Here is a 25,745-nt window from a genome sequence, read left to right as displayed (position 1 = left end):
CCTGCGCTAGAATTACCCGCATGATCGATCCGCGCGCCCTTCGCACCTTTCACGAAGTCTGCCGCGCGGGCTCGATCACGGGGGCGGCGCGCGCGCTCAACATTTCCCAACCCTCGGTGTCCAGCGCGATCGCCTTGCTCGAGGCGCGGCTGGGCGCGGTGCTGTTTGAGCGCACCCGCGCGGGCATCGTGCTGACGGCGGCGGGCCATGCCTTGCAGGCGCGCGCGCAAATGCTCGAACACCTGCTGCGCGATGCGCAGGCCGAGGTGAGCGCGGCAGCCGAGGGCCTTTCCGGTCCCTTGCGCATCGGCGGCACGCCCGGCGCGCTGGTCAGCCTGCTGCCCGCCGCCATGGCGCGTTTTGAGGACAGCCTCTCGCAGATCACGCTGAGCGTGCTGGAGCGCGCCGACCGCGAATTGACCGCCATGCTGCGCGAAGGCGATATCGAACTGGCCTTTGTCACCACCGCGATGGAGGAGCCGGACGAGGATATTGCCGAACGCACGCTGGCGCGCGATCCCTTTGCGCTGATCGTCGGGCCGGAGGGCGGCGATTGGCCCAGCCCCTTTTCGCTGAAACAGGCCGACCGGCTGCGCTGGGTCCTGCCCGAGGCGCAGGGCGCATTCCGGCGTCAGGTCGATGCGCTGTTTGCCGCCGCCGGGGTGCCGGTGCCGCGCGATGCGATCCGTTGCGATTCGCTTCTGACCACCAAGGCGCTGGTGCGCGATTGCCGCCGCGTGACGATCCTGCCCATGCGCGTGGCGGCCAGCGAACTGTCGATGGGCGTGCTGCGCGCGCTGCCGATTGCCGAGGCCGCGTTTGAGCGCAGCGTGGGCGTGCGATGGTTGAAACAGCGCGGCATGTCGCCCTTGGCGGGTGCGTTGGTTCGAGAGCTTGAGGGCGATTCCATAGGCTGAAACTATGGCTATGCCAAAATTGCATATTTTACCTGATGCAATGGCTCTGGCAAAAAGACTCCAAGCACACAATCGTGATAGGGAGAGTCGGGCGTGACCACGCTCTTTACCAATATTCGCATTTTCGACGGGACGCCCAACGCTTCGCGCGCGGGACAGGTCCTGATCGAGGGAGAGCGGATCGCCAGGGTCGCCTATGACCCCGAAACGATCGAGGCACCCGGCGCGACCATCATCGATGGTCAGGGCGGCACGCTGATGCCCGGCATGGTCGAGGCGCATGCCCATCTGACCTGGGCCTCGTCGGTCGAAAAGATCTATCACGCCTTCATCCTGCCGCCCGAAGAGCTGGAAGTGGCCGCCACGCGCAATGCCCGCGTGCTGCTCGACCATGGGTTTACCAGCGCCTATTCCGCAGGCGCGCTGGGCGACGGGATCGAGGTGCGCCTTGCAGCGAAAATCAACGCCGGTGAAACGCCCGGCCCCCGCCTGATCCCCTCCACGCTGGAACGCAGCCCCGAGGGCGCCGAGGGCGTGGACACGGGCGACGTGTTCAACGGTCGCGGGCCGGAGGCCATGCGCGCCTTCATGAAATATTGCGCCGATCAAGGCCTCGGCTCGGTCAAGCTGGTGATTTCTGGCGAGAGCGCGCTCAAACCGAACAGCCACAACGACCTGCTCTATACGGTCGAGGAAATGGACGCGGCGCGTGAGGCGGCCAAAGAATATGGCCTCTGGATCGCCACCCATGCCTATACGGACGAGGCGGTCGATCTGGCCCTGCGCGCGGGCGCCCGCATCATCTATCACGCCAGCTATATTGGCGAACGCACGGCTGAAAAGCTGGCCGCGCACAAGGACGAGGTGTTCTATGGCCCCGGCTGCGGCGTGTCCGTGGCCGCGCTCGAAGCCAGCCCTCCGCCCCATATCGACATGAGCCACATGAAGCACAGCGCGGCGGAACGCATGGAGCTGGAAGGCAAGCTGGTGCCTGCCCTCAAAGCCATGGGCATGCGCATCCTGATCGGCGGGGACTATGGTTTCCCCTTCAACCCCAATGGCCGCAACGCGCGCGACCTTCAGCATTTCGTCGATTACTTCGGCTACAGCCCGGTTGAGGCGCTGGCCGCCGCCACCTCGCTGGGCGGCGAGTTGATGGGGATCGACGTGGGCCGGATTGCGCAAGGCTATCTGGCCGACCTGCTGCTGGTCGATGGCGATCCGACGCAGGATGTCTCGATCCTTCAGGGCAAGGACAATCTGAAAGCAATCATGAAGGGCGGCGCCTTTCACAAGGCCCCTCTGGAAACAGTAACGGCGTAAAAAACCATGTTCGATGTTGCGATTATCGGCTGCGGGCCTGTCGGCGCGCTGGCTGCGAACCTGCTCGGCCGCGAGGGGCTCAATGTGGTGGTTCTGGAAAAGGAACTCACCCACTATCCCCTGCCGCGCGCGGTGCATCTCGACCACGAGATGATGCGCCTGTTCCAATCGGCGGGCGTGCTCGACCGCGTGCTGCCTGATATGGTGGATACCGATGGGCATCTCCATGTCGGCGCCTCGGGTCAGGCGATCCGTTATATGGGCACGGTGGGGATGCCGCGCCCCTTCGGCTGGTCGAATGACTGGTTCTTTTACCAGCCCGAGCTGGAAGAGCATCTGCGCGCCGGTTTTGCCGACATGGCCAATGTGGATTTCCGCAAGGGCGCGGAATTCACGGCGCTCGATCAATCCGACGGCCCGGTGCGCATCACCTATGTTCAGGACGGCGCGCAGCATCAGGTCGCGGCCCGCTGGGCGATCGCCTGCGACGGTTCGCGCAGCCCGGTGCGCAAGGCGCTGGGGATCAAACTCGACGATCTGGATTTCGAGGAACCATGGCTGGTGGTCGATGCCGAGGTCGATGGGCCGGTGCGCTTCCCCGCCATTGCGGGCGTGCCGGAACAGGCCGATCTGCAGCGCCTCTCGGTGATGATGTGCGATCCCCGGCGGCCCGCCACGGTGGTTCCCGGGCGCGGCAACCATCGCCGCTGGGAACTGATGCTGCTTCCGCACGAGGACGATGCCGCGATGATGGCGCCCGAAAAGGTGGCCGAATTGCTGGCCCCTTATATCGGCGATGTGCCGCACAAGATCGTGCGCTCGGCCACCTATCGCTTCCACGGCCTCGTCGCGGAAAGCTGGCAGGAGGGGAATGTGTTTCTTGCCGGCGATGCCGCGCACCAGACCCCGCCCTTCTTTGGTCAGGGTATGTGCCATGGGTGCCGCGATGTGGCCAATCTCTCGTGGAAAATGGCGGCGATCATCAAGGATCACGCCTCGCCCGAAATCCTGTGCACCTATCAGCCCGAGCGCGACCCGCATGTGCGCGGCGTGATCGGGGCGGCGGTGGCCGCGGGGCGCTATATCTGCGAGCTGGACCCCGCCAAGGCCGCCGCGCGCGATGCCGAGATGATCGCCCGGGCGCAGGCGCAGAAGGGCAGCCGAGAAACCGCCCATGACCTGATCCCGGCGATTTCGACCGGCATCATCCATCGCGGAAGCGCGGGCGCGGGCGAACGCTTCATCCAGCCGGTGCTGACCGATGGGCGCAAGCTCGATGATCTGACCGGCGGTGGCTGGCGCCTGTTCACGCTGGCCGATGCGGCGGCTCTGCCCGATGGCGGCGCGGTGTCGGCATGGCTGGCGGCACGGGGCGCGCAGGCGGTAATGGTCCGCCCCGACCACTATGTCTTCGGCACGGGCAGCGCCGAAGAATTACGCAAAGCCCATGCCGCGCAAATGGGCCTCTCGCTGGAGACTGCTGCATGATTACGCTGGCTCAGGCCCAAACCATCCTTTCCGCCGGGTTTGCCCATGCGCGCGCCCAATCGGCCAAGCCTCTGGCGATGGTCGTTTTGGACGCGGGCGGCCACCCGGTCGCCATGGCGCGCGAGGATGGGGCGACCTTCTTCCGCGCCGATATTGCCCGCGCCAAGGCCTATGGCGCGCTGGGCATGGGCGCGGACACGGGCGTTCTGGCCGAAAGGGCCAAGGGCAATCCGACCTTCTTCGGCGGGGTCGTCACTACGGTGGGCGGCGATCTGGTGTTTTCGCCGGGCGGCGTGCTGGTGCGCGCCGATGGCGTGGTCGTGGGCGCCGTGGGCGTGTCGGGCGATACGGGCGAGATGGATGCCGAATGCGCGATCGCAGGCATCACGGCCGCCGGTTTTTGAAAGGAATTCTCGCGATGATGAAACTTCGCAGCATCGAACTGGCCCTGCCCAAGGCGGCGCAGGCGCATCAGTGGATGATCGACATCTGGGGCTGCGCCGATGGCGGGCGGATCGATGATACGTTCTATCTGCGCGGATCGGGCACCTATCCCTATCTGATGGCCATTTCGGAAAGCGCCGACAACTTCGTGCGCTCGACCACTTTCGTCTGCTCGGCGGAGCGTTTGGCGCAAGTGGCGCAGGCGGCGACCGCGCGCGGCCTCAACGCAGCCCCTTGCGTCAGCAGCGATCCGGGCGGCGGCCATGGCATCGTGGTCGAGCTGGCCGAGGGTGAATTGCTGCGTTTTCTGGTGGACGCAACCGAAGTCGCGCCCATCGAAGGCCATTCCAAGGCCAGCCGCCGCGTGATGCCGGTCAAGCTCACCCATGTCGTGTTCAATTCCGTCGATGCCGAGGCCAGCGGCGACATTGTCGAGGAAGTCCTCGGCTTCCGCGTTTCCGACCGCACGCGCGGCATGGTCTTTGTCCGCTGCAACGAGGCGCATCATTCGACCGCCTTTGCCCGCGCCGGTTTCTCCTCGCTCAACCATGTCGCCTTTGAGATGGAAGACCTCGACGCGGTCATGCGCGGCATCGGCAATATGCGCGATCATGGCTTTGCCACGGCATGGGGTCCGGGCCGCCATGGGCCGGGCGACAATGTCTATGCCTATTACATCGCGCCGTTTGGTCCGGTGATCGAATATTCCACCCCGGTGGAAAAGGTCGCCCCCGATTACCGCACCGGCGAGCCCGATGACTGGACCTGGCCCGACAAGCGCATCGACCAGTGGGGCGTGTCGGACAAGGATTTTGCCGGACTTCGCGTGGCCGAGGAAGCGTTCCGTTTCCGCCGCGAATGGCAACCGGCGCCCATCACCGAATTTTCAGGAGCATAATCCCCCATGCGTTATGTGTCTTTCACCCGCCCCGACGGCAAGGCCAGCTTTGGCCGCCTTGATGGGCAAACCGTGTTCGATCTGGGCGGCGCCCATGCCAGTCTGAAGGCCGCGATTGCGGCGGGCGCTCTTGCCTCGCTGGCCGATGGCGAGGCTTTCGCGCTGGACGCGGTGCGTTTGCTGCCGGTGATCCCCGATCCGGACAAGATCCTCTGCGTTGGCCTCAATTACGCCACCCACGTGGCCGAAACGGGGCGCGAGCAGAAAGAGCATCCCGCGATCTTCACCCGCTATGCCGACAGCCTGATCGCGCAGGGTGAGCCCATGGTTCGCCCGCCCGAAAGCGAGCGTTTCGATTATGAAGGCGAGCTGGCCATCGTCATCGGCAAGAAGGGCCGCCGCATCGCGCCCGAAGATGCTTGGGATCACATCGCAGGCTATGCCCCCTTCAACGATGGCTCTGTTCGCGATTGGCAGCGCCACAATATCCAGTTCACCCCGGGCAAGACATGGCCCGGCACCGGCGGATTCGGCCCTGCTCTCGTCACCCCCGACGAGATCGCGGACCTTGGTGCCCAGCGTGTGCAGACGCGTCTGAACGGCGAATTGGTACAGGATCAGCCGATCAGCGACATGATCTGGGATATCCCCAAGGTCATCGCCTATTGCTCGACCTTTACCGACCTTAACCCCGGCGATGTCATCGCCACCGGTACGCCGGGCGGGGTGGGTGATAAGCGCAAGCCGCCGCTCTACATGAAGGCGGGCGACGTGGTGGAAATCTCGGTCGGCGTCATCGGCACGCTGACCAACCCGGTCATCGACGAAATCTGAACACCAATTCCGGCACCGGCGGGACAAGCATCCCGCCGGGCCCGTTAGGGAGAACATCATGCACAAGATCCACCACCTGCTGTGCGGGGCCGCCATGATCGGCCTGGTCGCGGCCACCCCGTCCATGGCCGAGGAAGCGCCCGCGGCCCAGTCCGCGGCTCCCGGCGAAATCGTCGTCACCGCCCAGCGCCGCACCGAGCGCCTGCAGGACGTGCCGCTGGCCGTTTCGGCCCTGAGCGCACAGCAGATCACATCGGGCGGTTTCCAGAAGCTGTCCGACCTGCAATATCAGTTCTCCGGCCTGCAAGTCGGCTCCTCGCCCTCTGACAGCGGCTATCGCCTGCGCGGCGTGGGCACGGCGGGCGGCTTCTCCTCGGCCTCGGAACAGAATGTCGGCACGGTGGTCGACAATGTGATCATCCCCTTCGGCAACCCGGTCAACAGCCTTGGCGATCTGGAGCGTGTCGAAGTGCTGAAGGGTCCGCAAGGAACCCAGTTCGGCAAGAACGCATCCTCGGGCGTGGTCAACATCACCACCGCCAAGCCCCGGTTCGACAGCGTTTCGGGCAAGGTTTTCGCCTCCTACGGTTCGCTCAACGAAGTGAACACCAACGCCCAGCTGAACCTGCCCACCAGCGAGAATTCGGCGATCGGCCTCTATGGCTTCTATCGCCAGAACGACGGCTATCTCTATAACGCCACGCTGAAGAAATATTGGGGCGATGAAGCCAGCTTTGGCGGCCGCGCCAAGTTCTTCTATCAGCCCTCCGACGATTTCAGCATCTATATCATCGGCGATTACAGCCGCACCAGCACGCGCAGCCCCGGCCAGCTCTGGACGATCAATGCCCTGCCCAGCTTTGCCAATCCGCTGATGGCGGCGCGTTTCGGCAATCTGACCGCGCTTGGCATCACGCCGGGCTTTAACAACACGCGAAGCGCGGAAAACACCGACGGCTGGACGAGCGAGCGCAATTACGGCGCCAGCGTCGAGATCAACAAGAAGCTGGGCGCGCTGAACCTGACCTCGATCACCGCCTATCGCGGCTTTATCCAGGGCGCCGCGCAATTCGGCATCGACGGGTCGAGCGTGACGGTGTTTCAGGCCCAGCCCACCGCCCAGCACCAGTCGTTCCTGAGCCAGGAAATCCGCCTGACCAGCCCATCGGGCAGCAAGCTGGAATTTACCACCGGCTTCTATGGTTCGCGCCGCAAAACCGGCAATCCGGGCGATTACAACCGCGCGCAATTGCTGCCCGCCAATCCGTTCAGCGCCTTTTATGTCGACATCTCGTCGGGACAGGCCAACACCCAGACCCGCTCTGACTCTCTGGCCGCCTTTATCGACGGCAAGTATCACGTCACCGACAGGTTCTCGCTGCTGGGCGGTTTCCGTTATCAGTATGACTGGGTAAACGCCTCGTTCCAGTCGATCATTGATCCCAACTATGCGCCCGGCACGGTGGTCAATGGCATCTTTGTCACCCCCTACAGCCCGGTTCCGCTGAAGACCGGCGTCGCCTCGAAGGGCGGCTGGTCCGGCAAGGCGGGCGCGGAGTTCAAGGTTGACCGTGACCTGATGTTCTTCGGCACCATCGCGCGCGGTTATCTGGGGCCGACGGTGGCGTTTTCGGGCCTGTCGGGCACGCGCACCAATGTGAACCCGCAGACCGTGCGCGACATCACCATCGGTCTGAAGTCGCAGCTCTTCAACCGCGCCGTGACCTTCAACGCCAGCGCCTTCTTTGACAAATACACCAACCTGCAGACCAGCGTGTTCAACGGCACCGAATTCCTGACCGAAAATGCGGGCGGGTTTGAGGCCAAGGGTTTCGAGTTTGACGCCCGCTGGCGCGTCAGCAAGGAATTCAGCCTGAATGGCGGGTTGACCTATTCGGCCACGAAGTTCACCGATTATGTTACTGCCTGCCCCGCCGTGCTGATGGCTGGCCTCAGCTGCTTCTCGCAGAACGGCACCAGCCTGCTGCAGGCAGCCGGCCAGCCCCTCTCGGGCGCGCCCAAGGTCTCCTTCACCTTTGGCGCGGACATCAAGCTGCCGATCAATGACAAGCTGGCCTTCGACTGGTCAAGCAACATCTACTATCGCAGCAAGGTGCAGTATGACGTGGGCAACGCCCTGTCGAACCAGCCAGGCTATTACACCATCGGTCTGAACACCGGCATCGGCGCAGCCGATGGCGCGTGGCGCGTGGGCCTGTTCGCGCGCAACCTGCTCGATCAGCGCTTCCAGGCTTCGGTGATCAACCTGCCCTTCTCCGATCCGGGCGGCGAAGTGAACTGGCTGACCCGCGAAGGGCGCCGCACCATCGGCGTCAACGCCACGGCCAAGTTCTGATAGAACGCGTATGGGCGGCGGGACATCATGCCCTGCCGCCCGTCTTGCATGAGGAATTGCCATGACATCCATCCGCCAATCCATCGCCGCCATGGGTCAGGGCCTTGGCCCCGATGTGCTGGAGGCTTGCCGCCAATTGTTCGCGCCGGAGCAGGAAGCGCTGGCCGCCGCCGTGCCGGTGGCGGCGCGCGATCTGGCCTATGGGCCACATGAAAGGCATAGGCTGGATCTGTATGGCGCGGCAGAGGGAGCGTTGAAGCCCGTCCTGCTCTTTGTCCACGGCGGCGCCTTTGTCATGGGCGACAAGGGCGACACGAGTTGGCCCAACGCCGCCGTTGGACGCATGGCGGCGCAGCGCGGCTGGATCGGGGCCGTGATGAACTATCGCCTCGCCCCGGATCACCTCTGGCCCGCGGGCAGCGAGGATGTGGCCGCCGCGGTTGATTTCCTGCGTGCGACGGTGGCCGAACATGGCGGCGATCCCGACCGGATCGTGGTCATGGGCACTTCAGCGGGCGCGGTGCATGTCAGCGGATTTTTGAAACTGCGCACCGATCATGGCGATCTGGTGCGCGGCGCGGTGCTGCTTTCAGGCCTGTATGGCTGCACCCCGCTCGATCCAAAGGACGAGCGTTATTACGGGACGGGCGATTATGCCGCGATGTCACCGCTTGCGGCTGTGGTGGAAAGCGAGATCCCGCTGCTGGTGGCCTGCTCGCAATATGACCCGGCGCGGTTTCAGGCCGAATTCCTTGGCCTGATGCAGGCGCGTTTGGCCCGGCATGGCGCCATGCCGCGCGCGATCCTGCTGCCGGGCCACAACCATTACACGATGGCGATGCATCTGGGCACGTCCGACACGCGCCTTGAGGAAGAAATCGCCGCATTCCTGGAGGATATTTTGTAATGGATCGCCGTTCGATGCTGGCTGGCACCGCCGCGCTGGCCGCAACGCCAGCCTTTGCGGTCAAACCAAAGCCGCTCGATCCCGCCTTCCCCAGGGGCTTTTTGTGGGGCGCGGCCACGGCCGGGCATCAGATCGAGGGCAACAACACCAATTCGGACCAGTGGCTGCTGGAAAATGTCACGCCCACGATCACCGGCGCGCCTTCGGGCGATGCGATCAACAGTTTCGAAATGTGGCGCGAGGATCTCGATCTGGCGCAATCCATTGGCCTCAACGCCTATCGCTTCAGCCTGGAATGGGCGCGCATAGAGCCTGAGCCGGGCATGGTCTCGCTGGCCATGCTCAACCATTACAAGGCGATCATCGATGGTTGCCGAGCGCGCGGATTGGCCCCGGTGGTCACGTTCAACCATTACACCACCCCGCGCTGGTTTGCCGCGATGGGTGGTTGGACCCATGCGCAGGCGCCCGAACTCTTTGCCAAGTTCTGCGACCGGGCGATGCGCCATATGGGCGCGAATATCGCGGTGGCGCTGACGCTCAACGAGCCCAATCTGGCCCGCCTGCTGCCTTTGGTGATGCCGCCGCAATTCCTCGACGGGCTGCGCGCCAATCTGGCCGCTGCGGCGCGGGCGGCCAATGTCCCGCGCTTTATGGTGGCCAACACCGTGCCGCCCGAGGATGTGCCCGCCGTTACCACCGGGATGATCCGGGGCCACCGTCTGGCCCGCGCGGCGATCAAGGCGATCCGCCCCGATCTGCCGGTCGGCTTCAGCTTTGCCATGGCCGACGATCAGGCCGCGACCCAGGATTCCATGCGCGATGCCATGCGGCAAAAGCTCTACGGCGACTGGCTGGAAGTGGCGCGCGAGGATGATTTCGTCGCGATCCAGAATTACGAGCGCATCCTGTGGGGCCCCAAAGGCCGCCTGCCCGCGCCCGATGGCGCCATGCGCAATTTCCGGGGGGCCGAGGTCTATCCGCCCTCACTGGCGGGCGCGGCGCGCTATGCCCATGCCGCCACGGGCAAGCCGGTGCTCATCACCGAGCATGGCGTGGGCACCGATGATGACACTCTGCGCGTCCGCCTGATCCGCGAGGCGCTGCCGCCGCTGCGTCAGGCGATGGCAGACGGCGTGCCGGTGCTGGGCTATATCCACTGGACGCTGATGGACAATTATGAATGGGGCGCAGGGATCGGCCATGGCGCCTTCGGCCTCGCCTCGGTCGATCCGGTCACTTTCGCACGCAAGGCCAAGCCGAGCGCAGGCGTGCTGGGCGCAATGGCAAAGGCCAACTCGCTCTGATCCATCGGGGGATGGATTATGGCGGGAGGCGCGCAAGGTCGGGGGGCCGTGCGCGCCTGTTCCCCCCGGATTGCCGTCCCGATGATAAGAATTAAAATTCTAATAATGCGATCTTTGTTGACGAAGTTGTGGCAAAGCGGAAAAGAACAGGCCATGACCAAGGATGTTGCCCTCTCCACCGCCCTGCGCGCGCCTGTTCAAGGCCGGTCCAAGGCATCGTATGAACGCATGTTGGCAGCGGCCGAAGCGCTGATGGCAGCGGCGGGCTCGGATGATTTCACGCTTCAGGAAGTGAGCAAGAAGGGCAAGGTCTCGATCGGCTCGATCTACAACCGGTTTGAAAGCAAGGACGCCTTGCTCCATGCGGTGCAACTGCGCGTGCTCGAACGGGTGGATCGCCGGATGGGCGCGATGCTGGAGGAGGCTCGCAATGGCGCCAAGACGCTTGACCAGCTGGTCGTGGCGCTGACCCGCGCGGTGGGCGAAACGCTGAAGGAAAACGCCGATATCATGCGCCCGCTGATGCTGCGCGCCACCAATGATCCGCTGGTGGCGGCCACGGGCAAGGCCTCGTTTGCCGCCACCGCCAATGCCGTCAAGGACGCGCTGCTGCTGCATGCCTCCGAGATGAAGCAGCCCGATCCGCTGCGCGCGGTCGATTCGGTCTTTCGCATCCTTTACGCCACGATTGCCCGCTATCTTGGCTTTGGTTCGGCCACGACCGCGGCATGGGAAGGCGATTGGGACATCTTGCTTCAGGATCTTTCGCGCATGATCGCCGCCTTTCTGGTCACCCCGCCCAGCTTTTGACACGCCGCGCCGACGCCCCCTTTCGCGCCGCTTGACAGGCGCGTCTCTCCCGCGATATTTCAGAACCAACATTCTGATTTAGGCCGAGGCGGCCCCCTTTGTCCGCCCGGCCGCCGGGAGAGATATTTTGCAACATTCGCGGCTCAAACAGCCCATGGCAAGCCGGCGCGAGGTCATGGCCGGGGCGGCGATTTTCGCGCTGGTCACCGGCCTGCCGGTTCCGGCCATGGCGGCGTCGCCATCGCCCCGCATCGCCCTTTTGCTCAGGACCGTGGCCCAGATCGTGATCCCGCGCAGCGACACGCCCGGCGCAGGCGATGTCGGCGTGGGGGCCTTCCTGACGCTGGCTTTTGCCCATGGGCTGGATGGGACGGGCGAACCGATCCGCCATGACCTGTGGCTGGAGCAGGAATTGAACCGCCGCGCGGGCCGCGACTTCCTCGCCCTGCCCCCCACGCAGCAGGCCAGGATCGTAGCGCAACTGGACGCCGAGGCCTTTCCCGCCGGGCCGCCGCCCGCGACGCCCAGCCCTTGGGTGGCGATCAAGGGGCTGATCCTGACCGGCTATTACACCAGCGAGGCCGGGGCCTCGAAGGAATTGCAATATAACCTTATTCCGGGCCGCTGGGATGCCGACATCCCGCTCAAGCCCGGCGACCGCGCCTTTTCCAGCGACTGGACCGCGGTGGAGTTTGGATGATGGCTTACGAATTTGATGCAATCGTGGTGGGCTCTGGCATCACCGGCGGCTGGGCGGCCAAGGAATTGACCGAGGCGGGCCTCAAAGTGCTGATGATCGAGCGCGGGCGCGAGATCGTCCATGGCGATTATGCGCGCGAAATGAAGGCGCCGTGGGAACTGCCCTTTCGCGGGCAGGGCGATACGCAGCGCTATAAGCGCGATCATGCGGTGCAGATGCTCAACCGCCATTTCACCGAATGGACTGAGGACCATTTCGTCAACGACCGCGAAAACCCCTATGCGCTGGGGCCCGACAGCGCCTTCACATGGTTCCGCTCCTATCAGCTTGGCGGCAAATCGCTGACATGGGGGCGCCAGTGCTATCGCTGGTCGGACTATGATTTCGGGGCCAATGCGCGTGATGGCATGGGCACGGACTGGCCGATCCGCTATGCCGATCTGGCGCCGTGGTATGACAAGGTCGAACGCTTCATCGGCGTTTCGGGCGCGGCCGAGGGTCTGGCCGCCCTGCCCGATGGCCAGTTTCAGCCGCCCTTTGCGCTCAATGCGGTCGAAACATCGGTGCGCGAGAAAATTGCCGCACGCTGGCCCGACCGCCGCCTGACCATCGGGCGCACGGCCAATCTGACGCAAGGCAAGGAGGAAGAGGGCCGCGCCCCCTGTCAGGCGCGCAACATCTGTATCCGGGGCTGTTCTTTCGGGGCCTATTTCTCGACGCAATCCTCCACCCTGCCCGCCGCGACCAAGACCGGGCGCCTGACCGTCATCACCGACGCGCAGGTGGAAAAGGTGGATTATGATCCCGCCACCCGCCGCGTCACCGGCGTGCGCTGGGTCAACACCAAGACCCGCGAGCGCAAGAGCGCCACCGCGCGGGTGGTGTTCCTCAATGCGGGCGCGTTCAATTCGGTGCATCTGCTGCTGAATTCGGCCAATGAGGCGATGCCGGGCGGCTTGGCCAATTCCAGCGGCGTGCTGGGCACCCATATCATGGACCATGCCAATACGCTTTCGGCCATGGCCCTGATGCCGGGGTTCGAGGGGCGCACCTCCTTTGGCAATCGCCCCACCGGGATTGTCATCCCGCGCTTTCGCAATCTGGACAAGGCCGATGGCGAAGGCTTCACGCGCGGCTATTCGTTTCAGGGCGGCGCGCTGCAATCGGCATGGACGCGCGGCAAGCGGCAGGCGGGCGTCGGCGCGGATTTCAAGCGCGAGTTGCGCGCGCCCGGTCCGTGGCGGATGGTGCTGGTCGCCTTTGCCGAGAGCCTGCCGCGCGCGTCCAACCGGCTGACCCTGTCCAAACAGGTCGATCCGCTGGGCGTGCCGCAACTGGAGATCCATTTTGCCCATGGCGCGGGGGAAATGGCCGCTCTGGCCGATGCGAAGCGCGAAGCGGGCGCGATGCTGACGGCGGCGGGCGGACGGGTGCTGTTCGGCATGGACCAGCCCGGCCCCGGCGGCACCGCGATCCACGAAATGGGCGGAGCGCGTATGGGCCATGACCCGAAAACCAGCGTGCTCAACAAATGGAGTCAGGCCCATGATGTGGCTAATCTGTTTGTTACCGACGGCGCGCAAATGGCATCAAGCGCCAGTCAGAATCCCTCGTTGACCTATATGGCGCTGACGGCGCGGGCGGTCGATCACGCGGTCGCTCTGATCAAGGCGGGAGAGATTTGACGCGGCCCCTCCCACCACGGTCAACCATTCGATTTTATCAATAGGTCGATCCCATCAAATCGATGAAACCGGATTGAGCCAGATCAACACATGCCGCCTTCTCGCGCGTCATCCTTGGGCCCACAAGGCAAAGGGAGATGCGCGAGATGGCGATCACAGGCATTCGGCGGCTGGTGTTTCTGGTGGATGATCTGGCCACCACCAGCCGGTTTTTCACCGACTACGGGCTGCGCCCCGTCGAGCAGGATGCCTCCAGCGCCCGGTTCGAAACCGTCAATGGCGCGCAGGTCCGCCTGTTGCTGCGCGGGCATGAAGACCTGCCCAAGGGGACCGCGCAGACCGGCATCGGCGTCCATGAATGCATCTGGAGCGTGGACAGCGCGGAGGCCATGGCGCGCATGACCGCCGACCTGTCGCGCGATCATGAACTGATGCTCGATGCCGAGGGCGTCACCCATTTCATCACGCCCTTTGGACAGGCCATCGGATTGCAGGTCTGGCAACCGCGCCCCGCCCATGGCGCGCCCAGCCCGGCCAACACGCCCGGCCATATCGGCCGCCTCAACCAGCCGCGCAAATGGCTGGCCCGCGCGGTGCCCAAGCGCATTCACCACACCGTCTGGACCTTTCCCGATGTGCAGGAGGCGCTGGATTATTACCGCGACCGGCTGGGTTTCCGCCTGACTGATGTGCAGAAAGGCTTTGGCGTCTATATGCGGGCCGACGGGGCCTATGAGCATCACAATATTTTCATGGCCAACGCCCATGCGAAAATGCCCGGATTCGACGGCACGCTGAAATTCCATCACGCCAATTTCGAATGCGAGGATATTGACGAGATCATGGTGGGCAAGAACCACCTCGACCGGCTGGGCTACAGCTTTGCGGGCGGCTGGGGCCTTGGCCGCCATCGCTTGACCAGCGCGGCCTTTCTCTATCTGAGCGTGCCGGAATTGGGCGGCGAGATGGAATATGGCGCCGACTGCGACTGTGTGGATGACAGTTGGAAGGTGCGCGTATGGGATGGGGCGTTTGGCACGTTGATCTATATGCACGACCTGCCCCACTGGTTGCGGGAGGAGCCGGTCTGGGATGTCGCCTATGCACGCGAGGACCAGTTGCGCTATCTGCCCGCCGATCCCCGGCCCGCGCCGGCCGTCATGGCGATGGCGGGCGATCGCTGATCATCGCGCGGCGCTGCTTTATCTCTCGGCATCGCCATCCCTGCTGACGCCGACCGCCGAGGCGGCGGCGATCAGCAGCGGGCCACAGAACAGCGCGAAAATACCCACCAGCGGCCAATGCTGCCCCAGCGCCCAGCCCCCCAGCAGCGGCCCGGTAAACGCCCCGATCCGGCCGATGCCAAAGGCCCAGCCGATGCCCGTGGCCCGCACCGCATCGGGATAGACCTGCGCGGCCAGCGGATAGAGCATATTGAAGCCGCCCTGCAGCGTCACACCCATGACGAAGGCCGAAATCAGCACGCCCCACAGCGGCATAGACACCCCGCCGAAAAACAGGAACACCCCCGCCGTGGCCGCCAGCAGCACGCTGCACAGGCGCCGCACGTCATAATGGGTGCCCGCGATGCTCATCGCCACGGTTCCGGCAAAGGCGCCGAAATTATAGATGGCGCTGGCGATGATCGCCTGCGTCTGTGGCAGGCCCGCCTCGATCGAGAGCTTGGTGATCCAGCTGGTGATGAAATAGAGCGCCATGAAGCCGCAGATCGCGGCCACCCACAGGCGGATGGAATTGGCGCGGCGCGCACCGCTGATAACCTCGCCGATGCCGGTCTTTTGCCCCGATGCGCCCGCGTCGAGCCCCCCCGGCAGGACCGCCAGGATCACCGGCACCATCAGCGCCGAAACCGCCGCCGTGCCCAGCAAAATGGCGCGCCACCCAAACAGGGGCAGCGCCCAAGCCGTGATAAAGCCCGTCAGCATCGCCCCGATGGGATAGCCTGCCTGAAGCACGCCAACGGCAAAGTTGCGATGTTTGCGCGGCGCCACCCGCGCGGCAATCGCCGCAATGCAGGCCAGCACCGTGCCGATCCCCGTGCCCACGAAGAAGCGCACAAGAGCCAGTTGCGCCACCGAATGGGTATAGGCCGACACCACCATGGCCAGCGCCATCAGCCCCATCGCCAGCGCCACCATCCGCCGCCGCCCGAACCGGTCGGCAAGGGGCGCAACGCCCAACCCGCCCAGCGCCATGCCCGCAAGCCCTGCGCTGAACACGATGGCGAGTTGCGCGGGCGAAACGCTCCATTCATTCTGCAGCGAGGGTGCGATGAAGGAAAGGACCAGCAAATCCATCCCATCGGCCATGTTCAGCGCGAAACACAGCGCGACAATCGCCATCGCCTTGCCGCTCCAAGGCTCCTGCGCCGCATCGCGGGATGGATCGCGGGCAGCGGCAGAAACAAAAGCCATGGGCGGTCTATCCTTGAAAGCCATTACGCAGCCGTCCGGCACACGGGCGGCCGGGCGGATCATTGGCATCATGACCGCTCAACCGCAATGGCGGTGGCTCGCTTTGGCTCAGATCCGCATGGCGACCAGACAGAGCAATTGAAACAGCATCTGCGCCCCTGCCTGCGCGGTAATGGTGCCATGGTCATATTCGGGCGCCACCTCGACCACATCGCCCCCGATGATGTCGATGCCCGCCAGCCCGCGCAGGATCGCTATCGCCTCGCGCGTGGAAAGGCCGCCCACCTCGGGCGTGCCGGTGCCCGGCGCAAAGGCGGGGTCGAGCGCGTCCACATCAAAGCTGACATAGGTCGGCCCGTCGCCCACCACCTCGCGCGCCTTGGCGATGACCCAGTCAATGCCGCGCGCCTGCACCTCCTCGGCGTGGATCACGGTCATCCCGCTGACATAGGAAAATTCCCAGAGATAGGATGCCCCGCCCCGAATGCCGATCTGAACACAGCGGCGCGGGTCCAGCACGCCTGCCAGCACCGCCTCGCGAAAGGGCGCGCTGTGGTGGAGGCGCGTGCCTTCGCACATGCCCGCCGTATCGCAATGGGCGTCGATCTGGACCATGCCCATCGGCCCGCTGCGTTCGGCCAGACCCTTCATGATCGAGCCGGTGATCGAATGGTCGCCCCCCACAGAGAGCGGCACCGCCCGCGTGCGCGCAATCATGCGATAGGCCGCCTCGATATCGGCATGGCACGCGGCCAGATCATAGCGGCTGTTCATCGGCACATCGCCCAGATCGGCCACGCGCAGCATGTTCATCGGCGCGATGCGCAATGCATGTTCATAAGGCCCGATCCGGTCCACCGCCCGCAAGGCGCGCGGGCCATAGCGCGCGCCGGGCCGGTTGGTCACGCCAAGGTCCATCGGCACCCCGACCAGCGCCACATCCAGCCCGCGCAGCAATTCATAATTCAGCCCGCCCGGCATGTAGGGCGCGCCCAGCAGCGTCGCAGGATTGGCAAATGGCCAGTCGCGCCTGTCGGCATCCTTGAAATTCAGGCCCGCCACTTCGCGCAGATGGGGGTCATGCATGGCGCCACCGGCGTATAACCGGCGCAATTCATCCAGATCGAGCGGCATTCTTGTTCACCCCTGCTTTTTATAGTGCAGAAATGAACGCGCCGCCCCCGACGCGGCAATCGCGCAAATGGCGTATTACCTTATGAAAGCCGCGTATTACGCCGATCAGCCCAGCTTGCGCCCGGCCTGAATCTTTTGCAGCAATTCCAGCGCCATGCCCATTTCCGCCTCGGTCAGCACCCCGGCAAAGGCGTCCTCGATCGGCACCACCACCTTTTGCGCCTCGGCCAACGCGGTCTTGCCCGCTTCGGTGATGAACAGGCCCTGCGCGCGCCGGTCGCTCTCGATGCTTTCCAGCACCAGCAGGTTCTTGCGCGTCAGGCTGGCGATCATCTGGTGGATCGTGGCGCGGCGCATGCGGAACAGGCGGGCAAGCTGGGATTGCGTCACGCCCGGATTGGCCTGTACCAGCCAGAGGATCGAGGTCTGCTTGGGCGTCAGATCCATCAGCCGCAGCGCCGGATCCAGATCAAACGAGAGCGCCGCATAGGCAATGCCCAGATTGAAGCCCAGCAGGCTTTCCAGCCCCGCCGTATTGATCGCACCCGCCAGCCCGTCATTGTCGGGCGCATCGGTTTCGGCAACGTCAATATCGTTCAACCGGCGGCGAGGAGCGCGAGTGTCGAGCACGACAGGGGGAACCTTTCTGGGTGGTAGTACCAATGACTGTATGGAATATATACAGATTGGACGCCATTGCCAATTTGTGCACCTGCACGCAAGACTTTGCGCCGGTTTTGCGCCCATTTTGCAGATGCAAAAGACGCACAAAGCCTTGCGGTTTGCGCTGGACTTTCACCCGATTGGCGCGTTCAAACGAAAAAGCCGATGCTTTTCAAAGCCTCGCCTATCGCGGCCTTTGCATGCGATAGGTCAGACGGATTGTGCCCCCCGCCGGGATCGTGGCCGCCCAGAGCGGATGCCCATCCTGCCGCCCCAGCCTGGCCGAGGCCGAGAGCACCCGCGCGCCATCGGGCAGCAGTTGCTGCGATTCGAAATGCACAGGCCAGCGGTTAGCGTTATGCGCGGTGGCGATGATCTCCTCCACCCGGTCGCTGATCCGCCGCGTCCTGCTTTCCAGATGCACCTGCGGCGAGGCACCGATCTCGACATTGGCCGTTTCGCCCACTGCCTTGTCCTCCATCGCGCCCTCGCCCACCGGCAGATCCGCAGTGCCCACCTGCTGCACAACCGCCACCCCGCCGCCGGGCAGCGCAAGGCCCAGCCCGTCCGCCTTGCGATTGGCCATGCGCAGCCTGATGCGCGCCTGCTGGCTCTCGCCATCTTGCGCACCCACATCAACATCGGCGCGGTGGATCAGCCCGATCTTCACCCGCCGCGCCGCCATCAGCGCCACCTGCTTTTGCGAATGGGCGCCAACATTGGTGGGCATCGGCACGCGATAGAGCCGCAGATCGCCCAACGCTTCCTCTTTCACCACCACCGGAGGGGCCATCATGCGCTTGCTGCCCGTGACCATGATGTCGGCCATCATCGCGACCGGCGCAGGCGGCGCAAAGACCGGCGTGGCCTCGTTCAAGGGGGGCGGCACCGGCGAAAGGCGGCAATGCAGCACCAGATCCTGCGCGTCCTGCGGCTGCTCGCGGCTTTCCTCGAACTTGGGCTTGCCGCCCACCACGGCGGCCTGCGCCTGGGCAAATCCGGTCGTGTCGCCATTGGCCAGCGTGACCCAAGCCGTCATCTGCGCCGCCTGCGCCCCGGGGGCCAGTTTGACGACATAATGCGCCTGCCAATCAAAGCCCCATGCCAGATAGGTCAGCCGCACCCGCGCCTTGCGCGCCACCGCCGCATGGGTGGCGATGGAGAGCGTGGGCCGCGCATTCAGGCCCTCGGGCACGCCATCATAGGCGATGGCATCCTTCAATCCGCCGCAATTGGCGATTTCAAACCCGGCCTTGGTCTGAACAATGGCCGCGCCATCGGGGACGGATCGGATGATCGCCTGCTCTTCGCGCACGCGCCCCTTGGCATCGGCGCGGCGCAGCACGACCGGGCGGCCAAAGGCGCGAGCATAAAGGTTGCGCGGCGAGAGCAGCTCGGCATCAAGGTTCTTTTCCGAAACCCCCGCGCCCAGCCCTTCGACCAACGCAGTTTCGGCCAGCATGCCCGCCGCCACGCCTTCAAACCGGATCGTGGCATCGCCCGCCGGGATAGCCACCTCGCGCTCCTCGGAAATCAGCGCATAGCCGCCCAGCCATGCTGGATCGATCGTATCGGCCGCGCCGCGATCAGGCGCGCGATAGATCGTCACCGCCACCTTGGCAGGGGCGGACGATGTCACCACCTGCTGCGCCTGCACGGGCGCGGCGGCGATCACGGCCGCGCCCAACACCATCGCCCGCACGATCAATACCGCGCGTCGATCTGGGCGGTCAGATTGACCGAGCCTTGCGCGGGAATGGTGATTTTCCAGACCCGTTCGTCGGCATTGCGCTGCTCGCCCTTGGCGCTTTCGGCCGAAACGCGCGTGTCGTGCCATCCGCGATCCAGCCCGGCCTGCACCACCTCGACCGTCACCGGAACGGCGCGGGCATTGGTCAGGCGATAGGCCATATGGGTGCGCCAATAGGTCTTGGGCGCATCGATGCCGACCGCCTCGGTCTTGCCGTCGCGGGTGATGCGATATTGGGCCACGCGCTCCCATTCGGCGCCGTCGATCTTCTCGCGCTTTTCCACGGTGGGCTGGATCTTCACATCAAACGCCTCGCCGGTCTTCAGCGCCAGCGTCGAACCCATCGGCGTGTGGCCGATATTGTCCTCGCCCACGAATTGCGGCGCGCCCGACGCATCGCGCATATAAACCCGCACCGTTCCGGCGGGCAGCGCATCGCCCAATCCGCCCTCGCGCGCATTGGAAAAATTGATGACGCTGGCAAAGCTCTGCGCCTCGTCATCGGTGGCGAGCCACGCGTTGCGATACCAATAGGACTTGGTTGCCGCCGCGCCCTTCACGTCCAGAAAGCTGACCTGCTTTTGCTGCGCCTGGGCCAGCGTGGTGGGGTTGGCGATCGGGTAGAGATAGAAATCGCCCACCTGTTCACGCGGGGCGGCCTGCGTGCCGACGATGCCGACGGGCCGGGCCGGTCGGAACCGGGGCTGCTCCACGCTCTCGCCGACCGCGCCGGCCACCAGCAGCAGTTTGGCCGCCGGATAGCTCGTGCCGCTGGTGTTGTTCAGCGTGACCCAGCCCTGCACATCCAGCTTGCCCGCCTTTTCGTCATACATGGCCACATAGTCGGCCTTCCAACTGAACCCGCGCGAGAGATAGGAGAGCGTCACCGGCCGCCTGCCCCCCTGCGCCGCATCCAGCGTGACCGAAAGCGTGGGGCGCGCCTTCAGCCCCTCGGGCAATTGGTCGAACACCAGCCGCGCATCCATATCGCCCAACACCTCGATCCGGTTGCCGATCTGGACCAGCGTGCCGTTGTTATTGGCCAGGATCGTGCCGCGCTCGGTGGTTTCCACGCCCGTGGCGCGGTTGGTGCGAATGATCGTCACCGCCTGCCCCGCGCCCTTGTCCACCAGCCTTTCGGGGCTGAGCAGGTCATAATCGAAATTCTGTTCCACCACGCCCGCGCCGGGGGCGGCAATCGTCACTGTCTCGGGCCGGATCTGGGCGGAAACATCGGCAAATTCGGTCAGCGCGCGGCCCTTGGGCAGATCAAGCTGGCGCACATCCTGCACCAATGCGAGATCATTGTTGTAAATGGTGATCGCCACCTGACCCTGCGCGCTGGCCGGAGCCGCCTGAGCGCCCGAAGCATAAAACATCGCACCCATCAACAAAGGCGCCCAATTTCCAGCCTGCCGCTTCATCATTATTGCGCCCCTTCTCTCCAAAATACGGATCACGTTAGCTTGACCTTTACTGCCGTAACAGCATGATGATTTTATGGCTGAACGCAAACTGAAGGCATGGGTTGCAGCAGGATTGATCGATGCTGCCGCCGCCGACCGTATCCGCGCATGGGAGGCGCAACACAGCCGCCCGGTTGCGCTGTGGGCGGTGGTGGGTTTGGCCGCACTGTCGATCGGGCTGGGGATCATCTCGCTGGTGGCGGCCAATTGGGCCGCCATTCCGGGCGAGACGCGCCTTGCGCTGCATGGCGCGCTGATGGTCGGGCTGGGCGCGGCGCTCTGGGGCATGACGGCGCAGGGCGGCGAAACCGCACGCCGCTGGAATGAGGTCGGCATCTTCGTCTTGGCCATCCTCGGTCTGGGCTTTCTTGGCCATCTGGGGCAAGTCTATCAGACCAGTTCACCGGCATGGGTGGCCATCGGCTTGTGGCTGGCGCTGTTCGCTCCGCTGCTGCTGACGGGCGGCCAAGGCTGGCTGTGCGCCGCGCTGCTCGCGGGGGGCTGCATCGCGCTGCCATGGATGCGCTTTGGCGATCCGGCGTTGGGCTTTTCCGATGCTCATGCCGGCCCGGGCGTGATCCGCGGCGCGATCGAATGCGCGCTGCCGGTCGCATTGGCCCCGCTCTCGGCGATCATGCTGCGCGGATCTTTGCGCGCAGAGTTCTGGACAAGACTGGGCCAGATCGGCTTTGCCTATGGCATCGGCGCGGTCAGCCTGTTCGTGATCATCTCCGGCATTGGCGGCTGGACGAATGGCGCCATGACGGGCGATCCGCAGGGCAATGTCGATACCGCGCTGGTGGCGGTGGCGGCAGTTTTGGGGCTGGCGGGGCTCGCCGTCTGGCAATGGGACCGCAGCGTTCAGGGCGCGGCGGGCGGCGCGGTCTTCGCGATGCTGGCGCTGGCCGTGCTGGCGGCCGACCGGCTGGGCGGGCATGGCTTGGCCATTGGGCTGGTGTTCATGGTGCTGTGGGCGGGTATGGCCGGTGCCGCGCTTCATGCACAGCTGCGTTGGGCGTTCCAGATGGCGGTGGCGGTGGTCGCGCTGCGGCTTATCATTCTGGCCTTTGGGGAAGCGGGCGGATTGCTGGCCAGCGGGGTCGGGCTGATCTTTGGCGGGGTGCTGGTGCTGGGTGTGGCATGGGGCGCGCTGCGCATTTCGCGCCGGTTTGCGCCTGCGCGGGGGAACGCGTGATGCGCGCCTTGCCTTGCTTCGCGCTTTTGCCATCGCCTTGCCGCTCGCGGGCCTTGCCTACACATGGCACATTACGCGGAACACCTGGGCGCAGGGCGTCGAATGGGATGTGGCCGTCACCGGCTATGACCCACGCGACCTGCTGAGCGGACACTATATCCGCTTCGCCTATGTCTGGCCCGAGGATATGCCCGGCTCTAACGGGATGGCCCAGCCGGGTTCCCTGCCTGACGGAGCATCATGGGCCACCCGCCTTTGCATCGAAGGCGAAGCCCCGGTCATCCGCCGCACCACACCATTGACCGATCAGGACCAGACCAAGGACTGTCAAGGCATCGCGCGGTCAGCGAATCAAGACCCACAAGGCAGCCGGACGGCGAGGCGGACATCAACCATCCCGCACCAAGGGCGGCTGTTCGTACCGCAAAGCGAAGCGCCGGATATGGAGCGCGCTCTCAACGACCCGGCGCAGCAAGCCATCCTGCGCTTTCGCCTGAGCCCCGGCGGCGAGATCACCCCGCTGCACCTGCGCTTTCAACCCGGGCCGCCAACCGGCACGCAGCCCTGAAGGGTGGCGCCCGGTCCAGCAGACCAGCGCCCCCTCAGACCACGCCCACCCGGCCCGACGTATTGGCGACATCGGCAAAATAGCAGGCCATGGCATTGGCCGCCTTGTCGGTCAGGGTGATGAAGGCGCGGCGGCGATCCGATTCATCCTCGATGCGCTTGAGCAGCCCTGCCTCGGTCATCTGGCCGATCCAGCGCAGCGCCGTGGTGGGCGGGACGCCGGAGGCGATGCACAGGCTGGTGACGGAAACCTTGGTCTTTTCAACATGCGCGGCGGTCAGATCGAGCAGCATGTCCCAAGCCGGATCGGCAAACAGATCGCCATCAAAAAAGCGTGCACGCATCTGGCGCTGGCGGATGAGGCGGCGGACCATGCGCGGATCGGGCATTTCGGGGCGTTGCTGCGCCACCTGCTTGTCGCCGGAGGCATCCTTGCGCGCAGGATCGAAACGGAAGGCCGACGCGCCCTGCGCCGAAACCGCCTGGGTGGCTGCGCCGATCCCCGGGGTCAGCGTGTTCAGGCGCTCGCCAATCTGTGTAACCTGCTCGGTCAGGCGCAGCAGCACCATGCGATCCTCGTCCGACAATTCGCGCACCCGCTTGGCGGGCAAACGCGCCATCACCTGACCCAGCGCGATCAGGCGCTCGGCCCGGCTGGGATCGACCAGGATCTGAGGGTCGGACTGGTCCAGACAGGCAAACACATCATCAAGCGCGGCCACGCTGGTTGACACCACCAGCGCCGCGCCGGTCTGGCCCGCGCGCAGATCCAGCCGCGAAAGCGCCGCCATCACTTCGGCATCGACAACCGGGCAATCGAGCAGCACGACATCGCCCAGCGGCATCGCCTCGCCCGAGAGCAGGCGGCCGATCGGGCTGGCCTCGGCCAGACGGAAACCCGCGCCCTCGGCATCCTCGCGCATCTGATCGCGCAGATAGGGGCGGTCGGCAAAGATCGAAACCTTGACGCGCAGGCCGGAAACATCATGGGCCGAGCCATAGGAGAAATCATCGGCGGCATCCGAAAAACCGGCGTAGGAAAAACCAGCGTGGGGCGCGTTGAGCATGATGTCCGACTCCGTCGTTCAAGTTCAGTAGGAATACCTATAAACTAGAACAAAACAGAACATCGTCAAGATCAAAAATGGAACATTTAGCAAACAAGCAAGAACAGATGGTCCATTTCCGAGGCAATTCCACCGCGCCCCGCAAAACAAAGGCCGCCCGGATGCCCCCAAAGGAAGCACCCGGACGGCCCATGCAAACCCTTGAAATCCCTATCAATCGATAAAGGGATCGCGCACCAGAATCGTGTCCTCACGCTCCGGGCTGGTCGAAACCAGCGCGACCGGCGTTTCGATCAGTTCCTGCACGCGCTGGATATACTTGATCGCCTGCGCAGGCAGATCGGCCCACGAACGCGCGCCGGCGGTCGTGCCTTCCCAGCCATCCATTTCCTCGTAAATCGGCTCAACGGCGGCCTGATCGGCGGCGTGCGACGGATAATAATCCAGCACCTTGCCGCGCAGGCGATAGCCGGTGCAGATCTTGACCGTCTTCATTCCGTCCAGAACGTCGACCTTGGTCAGCGCAATGCCGGTTACGCCCGAAATGGCGCAGGATTGGCGCACCAGCACCGCGTCAAACCAGCCGCAGCGGCGCTTGCGGCCCGTGACGGTGCCGAATTCATGGCCGCGCTCGCCCAGACGCTGGCCCACCTCGTCCTCCAACTCGGTCGGGAACGGACCCGAGCCGACGCGGGTCGTATAGGCCTTCACAATGCCCAGCACGAAACCGGCCGAGGACGGACCCATGCCCGAACCGCTGGCCGCCGTGCCCGACACGGTATTGGACGAGGTAACAAACGGATAGGTGCCATGATCGACGTCGAGCAACACGCCCTGCGCGCCTTCGAACAACACGCGGGCGCCCGCCTTCTTCACCGTGTTCAGGCGCTTCCACACCGGCTCGGCAAATTGCAGCACGAAGGGCGCGATTTCCTTCAGCTCTGCGATCAACGCAGCGCGGTCCACCGCAGGCTGGCCGAAACCGGCGCGCAGCGCGTCGTGGTGGGCGCAGAGGCGGTCAAGCTGGGCATCGAGCGAATCGAGATGGGCCAGATCGCACACGCGGATCGCGCGGCGGCCAACCTTGTCCTCATAGGCCGGGCCGATGCCGCGACCGGTGGTGCCGATCTTGCCAGCGCCGGCGGCCGTTTCGCGCAAGCCATCCAGATCGCGGTGCATCGGCAGGATCAACGGGCAGTTTTCGGCAATCGCGAAATTCTCGCGGTTGATCACCACGCCCTGCGATTCCAGCTTTTCGATCTCGGCCTTGAGCGCCCAGGGGTCGAGCACCACACCATTGCCGATGATCGAGAGCGTACCGGTCACGATGCCGCTGGGCAGCAGCGAGAGCTTGTACACCTTTTCGCCCACGACCAGCGTATGGCCCGCATTATGGCCGCCCTGAAAGCGCACCACCACATCGGCGCGGCTGGCCAGCCAGTCGACGATCTTGCCTTTGCCCTCGTCGCCCCACTGGGCGCCGACAACGGTCACATTTGCCATGGATAGAATCCCTCACCCTGCCAAGTAAATCCGGAAGCGCCCTTCGACAGGACTCGGCGCAGCGGATGGGACGATGGGGCGCGATTCATGAGAAAAGCCCCCGATTTCGACCGCGCCGTTAGCCAGACTGATGCGCGCCGTCAATGGCCTAACGCCGCGCGATGGGTTATGCTGGACAAAGTCGATGACAGAAAAGGATCTTGCCAGATGGCATTCCCTCTTCGCCGCGTGATCGCCGGGTTTGGCATGGCCGCGATGGTGGCCGTTTCGTTTCCCGCGCAATCGCAATTGCTGAT

Annotated in this window: 22 protein-coding genes; 15 read left to right on the top strand and 7 right to left on the bottom strand. The window is 64.8% G+C overall.

What is annotated here, in order from left to right:
• Positions 1–20 precede the first annotated feature (20 nt).
• The 13 genes from PQ467_RS04670 (at position 21) to PQ467_RS04610 (ending at position 14,853) form a co-directional block, all read left to right on the top strand.
• A complete protein-coding gene (locus PQ467_RS04670) occupies positions 21–917 on the top strand; it encodes a LysR family transcriptional regulator (RefSeq protein ID WP_274175386.1) in 897 nt (298 codons plus the stop codon).
• Positions 918–1,010: 93 nt separating this feature from the next.
• Positions 1,011–2,240 carry an amidohydrolase family protein gene (locus tag PQ467_RS04665; RefSeq protein ID WP_274175385.1) on the top strand — a complete coding sequence of 410 codons (1,230 nt, stop codon included), beginning with the start codon at positions 1,011–1,013 and terminating at the stop codon, positions 2,238–2,240.
• Between the two features lie 6 nt (positions 2,241–2,246).
• Positions 2,247–3,728: a bifunctional 3-(3-hydroxy-phenyl)propionate/3-hydroxycinnamic acid hydroxylase gene (locus tag PQ467_RS04660; RefSeq protein ID WP_274175384.1), complete on the top strand. Its 1,482-nt coding sequence runs from the start codon at positions 2,247–2,249 to the stop codon at positions 3,726–3,728.
• The gene (locus PQ467_RS04655; RefSeq protein ID WP_274175383.1) at positions 3,725–4,132 is read left to right on the top strand and encodes a GlcG/HbpS family heme-binding protein; all 408 of its coding nucleotides are present in this window, start codon (positions 3,725–3,727) and stop codon (positions 4,130–4,132) included. The genes PQ467_RS04660 and PQ467_RS04655 overlap by 4 nt, the downstream gene beginning before the upstream one ends.
• Before the next feature lie 17 nt (positions 4,133–4,149).
• Positions 4,150–5,070, top strand: coding sequence for a VOC family protein (locus tag PQ467_RS04650; protein WP_274176089.1), 921 nt, complete (start codon positions 4,150–4,152; stop codon positions 5,068–5,070).
• Between the two features lie 6 nt (positions 5,071–5,076).
• A complete protein-coding gene (locus PQ467_RS04645) occupies positions 5,077–5,904 on the top strand; it encodes a fumarylacetoacetate hydrolase family protein (RefSeq protein WP_274175382.1) in 828 nt (275 codons plus the stop codon).
• Positions 5,905–5,962: 58 nt separating this feature from the next.
• Positions 5,963–8,260 carry a TonB-dependent receptor gene (locus PQ467_RS04640; protein WP_274175381.1) on the top strand — a complete coding sequence of 766 codons (2,298 nt, stop codon included), beginning with the start codon at positions 5,963–5,965 and terminating at the stop codon, positions 8,258–8,260.
• Between the two features lie 61 nt (positions 8,261–8,321).
• On the top strand, positions 8,322–9,167 hold the full coding sequence (locus PQ467_RS04635; protein WP_274175380.1) for an alpha/beta hydrolase: 846 nt from the start codon (positions 8,322–8,324) through the stop codon (positions 9,165–9,167).
• Positions 9,167–10,474, top strand: coding sequence for a family 1 glycosylhydrolase (locus PQ467_RS04630; protein WP_274175379.1), 1,308 nt, complete (start codon positions 9,167–9,169; stop codon positions 10,472–10,474). The genes PQ467_RS04635 and PQ467_RS04630 overlap by 1 nt, the downstream gene beginning before the upstream one ends.
• 153 nt (positions 10,475–10,627) lie before the next feature.
• Positions 10,628–11,284 (top strand): TetR/AcrR family transcriptional regulator, encoded by a 657-nt coding sequence (locus PQ467_RS04625; protein WP_274175378.1) that lies wholly within the window; start codon positions 10,628–10,630, stop codon positions 11,282–11,284.
• A 154-nt stretch (positions 11,285–11,438) separates the two neighbouring features.
• Entirely contained in the window at positions 11,439–11,984 is a 546-nt protein-coding gene (locus PQ467_RS04620) for a gluconate 2-dehydrogenase subunit 3 family protein (protein WP_274175377.1), read from the top strand.
• Positions 11,984–13,669: a GMC oxidoreductase gene (locus PQ467_RS04615; RefSeq protein WP_274175376.1), complete on the top strand. Its 1,686-nt coding sequence runs from the start codon at positions 11,984–11,986 to the stop codon at positions 13,667–13,669. The genes PQ467_RS04620 and PQ467_RS04615 overlap by 1 nt, the downstream gene beginning before the upstream one ends.
• A gap of 146 nt (positions 13,670–13,815) precedes the next feature.
• Complete coding sequence (locus tag PQ467_RS04610) at positions 13,816–14,853, top strand: VOC family protein (RefSeq protein ID WP_274175375.1); 1,038 nt, start codon at positions 13,816–13,818, stop codon at positions 14,851–14,853.
• 18 nt (positions 14,854–14,871) lie between these two features.
• On the opposite strand, the gene PQ467_RS04605 is transcribed toward PQ467_RS04610, so the two are convergent.
• The 5 genes from PQ467_RS04605 to PQ467_RS04585 form a co-directional block, all read right to left on the bottom strand.
• Positions 14,872–16,104, bottom strand: coding sequence for an MFS transporter (locus PQ467_RS04605; protein WP_274175374.1), 1,233 nt, complete (start codon positions 16,102–16,104; stop codon positions 14,872–14,874).
• Between the two features lie 108 nt (positions 16,105–16,212).
• On the bottom strand, positions 16,213–17,238 hold the full coding sequence (gene speB, locus PQ467_RS04600) for an agmatinase (protein ID WP_274175373.1): 1,026 nt from the start codon (positions 17,236–17,238) through the stop codon (positions 16,213–16,215).
• 105 nt (positions 17,239–17,343) lie between these two features.
• Positions 17,344–17,868, bottom strand: coding sequence for a MarR family winged helix-turn-helix transcriptional regulator (locus PQ467_RS04595; RefSeq protein ID WP_274175372.1), 525 nt, complete (start codon positions 17,866–17,868; stop codon positions 17,344–17,346).
• Between the two features lie 217 nt (positions 17,869–18,085).
• Positions 18,086–19,603 (bottom strand): DUF4139 domain-containing protein, encoded by a 1,518-nt coding sequence (locus PQ467_RS04590; RefSeq protein ID WP_274175371.1) that lies wholly within the window; start codon positions 19,601–19,603, stop codon positions 18,086–18,088.
• A 2-nt stretch (positions 19,604–19,605) separates the two neighbouring features.
• Positions 19,606–21,075 carry a DUF4139 domain-containing protein gene (locus PQ467_RS04585; protein ID WP_443192999.1) on the bottom strand — a complete coding sequence of 490 codons (1,470 nt, stop codon included), beginning with the start codon at positions 21,073–21,075 and terminating at the stop codon, positions 19,606–19,608.
• 76 nt (positions 21,076–21,151) lie between these two features.
• On the opposite strand from PQ467_RS04585, the gene PQ467_RS04580 reads away from it, so the two are divergent.
• Together PQ467_RS04580 and PQ467_RS04575 are read left to right on the top strand one after the other, a co-directional pair.
• Positions 21,152–22,312, top strand: a complete 1,161-nt coding sequence (locus PQ467_RS04580) for a DUF2157 domain-containing protein (protein ID WP_274175369.1) — start codon at positions 21,152–21,154, stop codon at positions 22,310–22,312.
• Positions 22,313–22,325: 13 nt separating this feature from the next.
• Entirely contained in the window at positions 22,326–22,880 is a 555-nt protein-coding gene (locus PQ467_RS04575) for a GDYXXLXY domain-containing protein (protein ID WP_274175368.1), read from the top strand.
• Between the two features lie 34 nt (positions 22,881–22,914).
• Here the strand turns inward: PQ467_RS04575 and PQ467_RS04570 are convergent, their stop codons facing one another.
• Both PQ467_RS04570 and PQ467_RS04565 read right to left on the bottom strand, forming a co-directional pair.
• Positions 22,915–23,946 (bottom strand): winged helix DNA-binding protein, encoded by a 1,032-nt coding sequence (locus PQ467_RS04570; RefSeq protein ID WP_274175367.1) that lies wholly within the window; start codon positions 23,944–23,946, stop codon positions 22,915–22,917.
• A gap of 213 nt (positions 23,947–24,159) precedes the next feature.
• Positions 24,160–25,449, bottom strand: a complete 1,290-nt coding sequence (locus tag PQ467_RS04565) for an adenylosuccinate synthase (protein ID WP_274175366.1) — start codon at positions 25,447–25,449, stop codon at positions 24,160–24,162.
• Positions 25,450–25,745: the final 296 nt, after the last annotated feature.

Origin of the sequence: Novosphingobium sp. KACC 22771, from assembly GCF_028736195.1 — a bacterium.
In the GTDB taxonomy this organism is placed as follows: Bacteria; Pseudomonadota; Alphaproteobacteria; order Sphingomonadales; family Sphingomonadaceae; genus Novosphingobium.
This window is presented reverse-complemented; position numbering and strand designations above follow the sequence as displayed.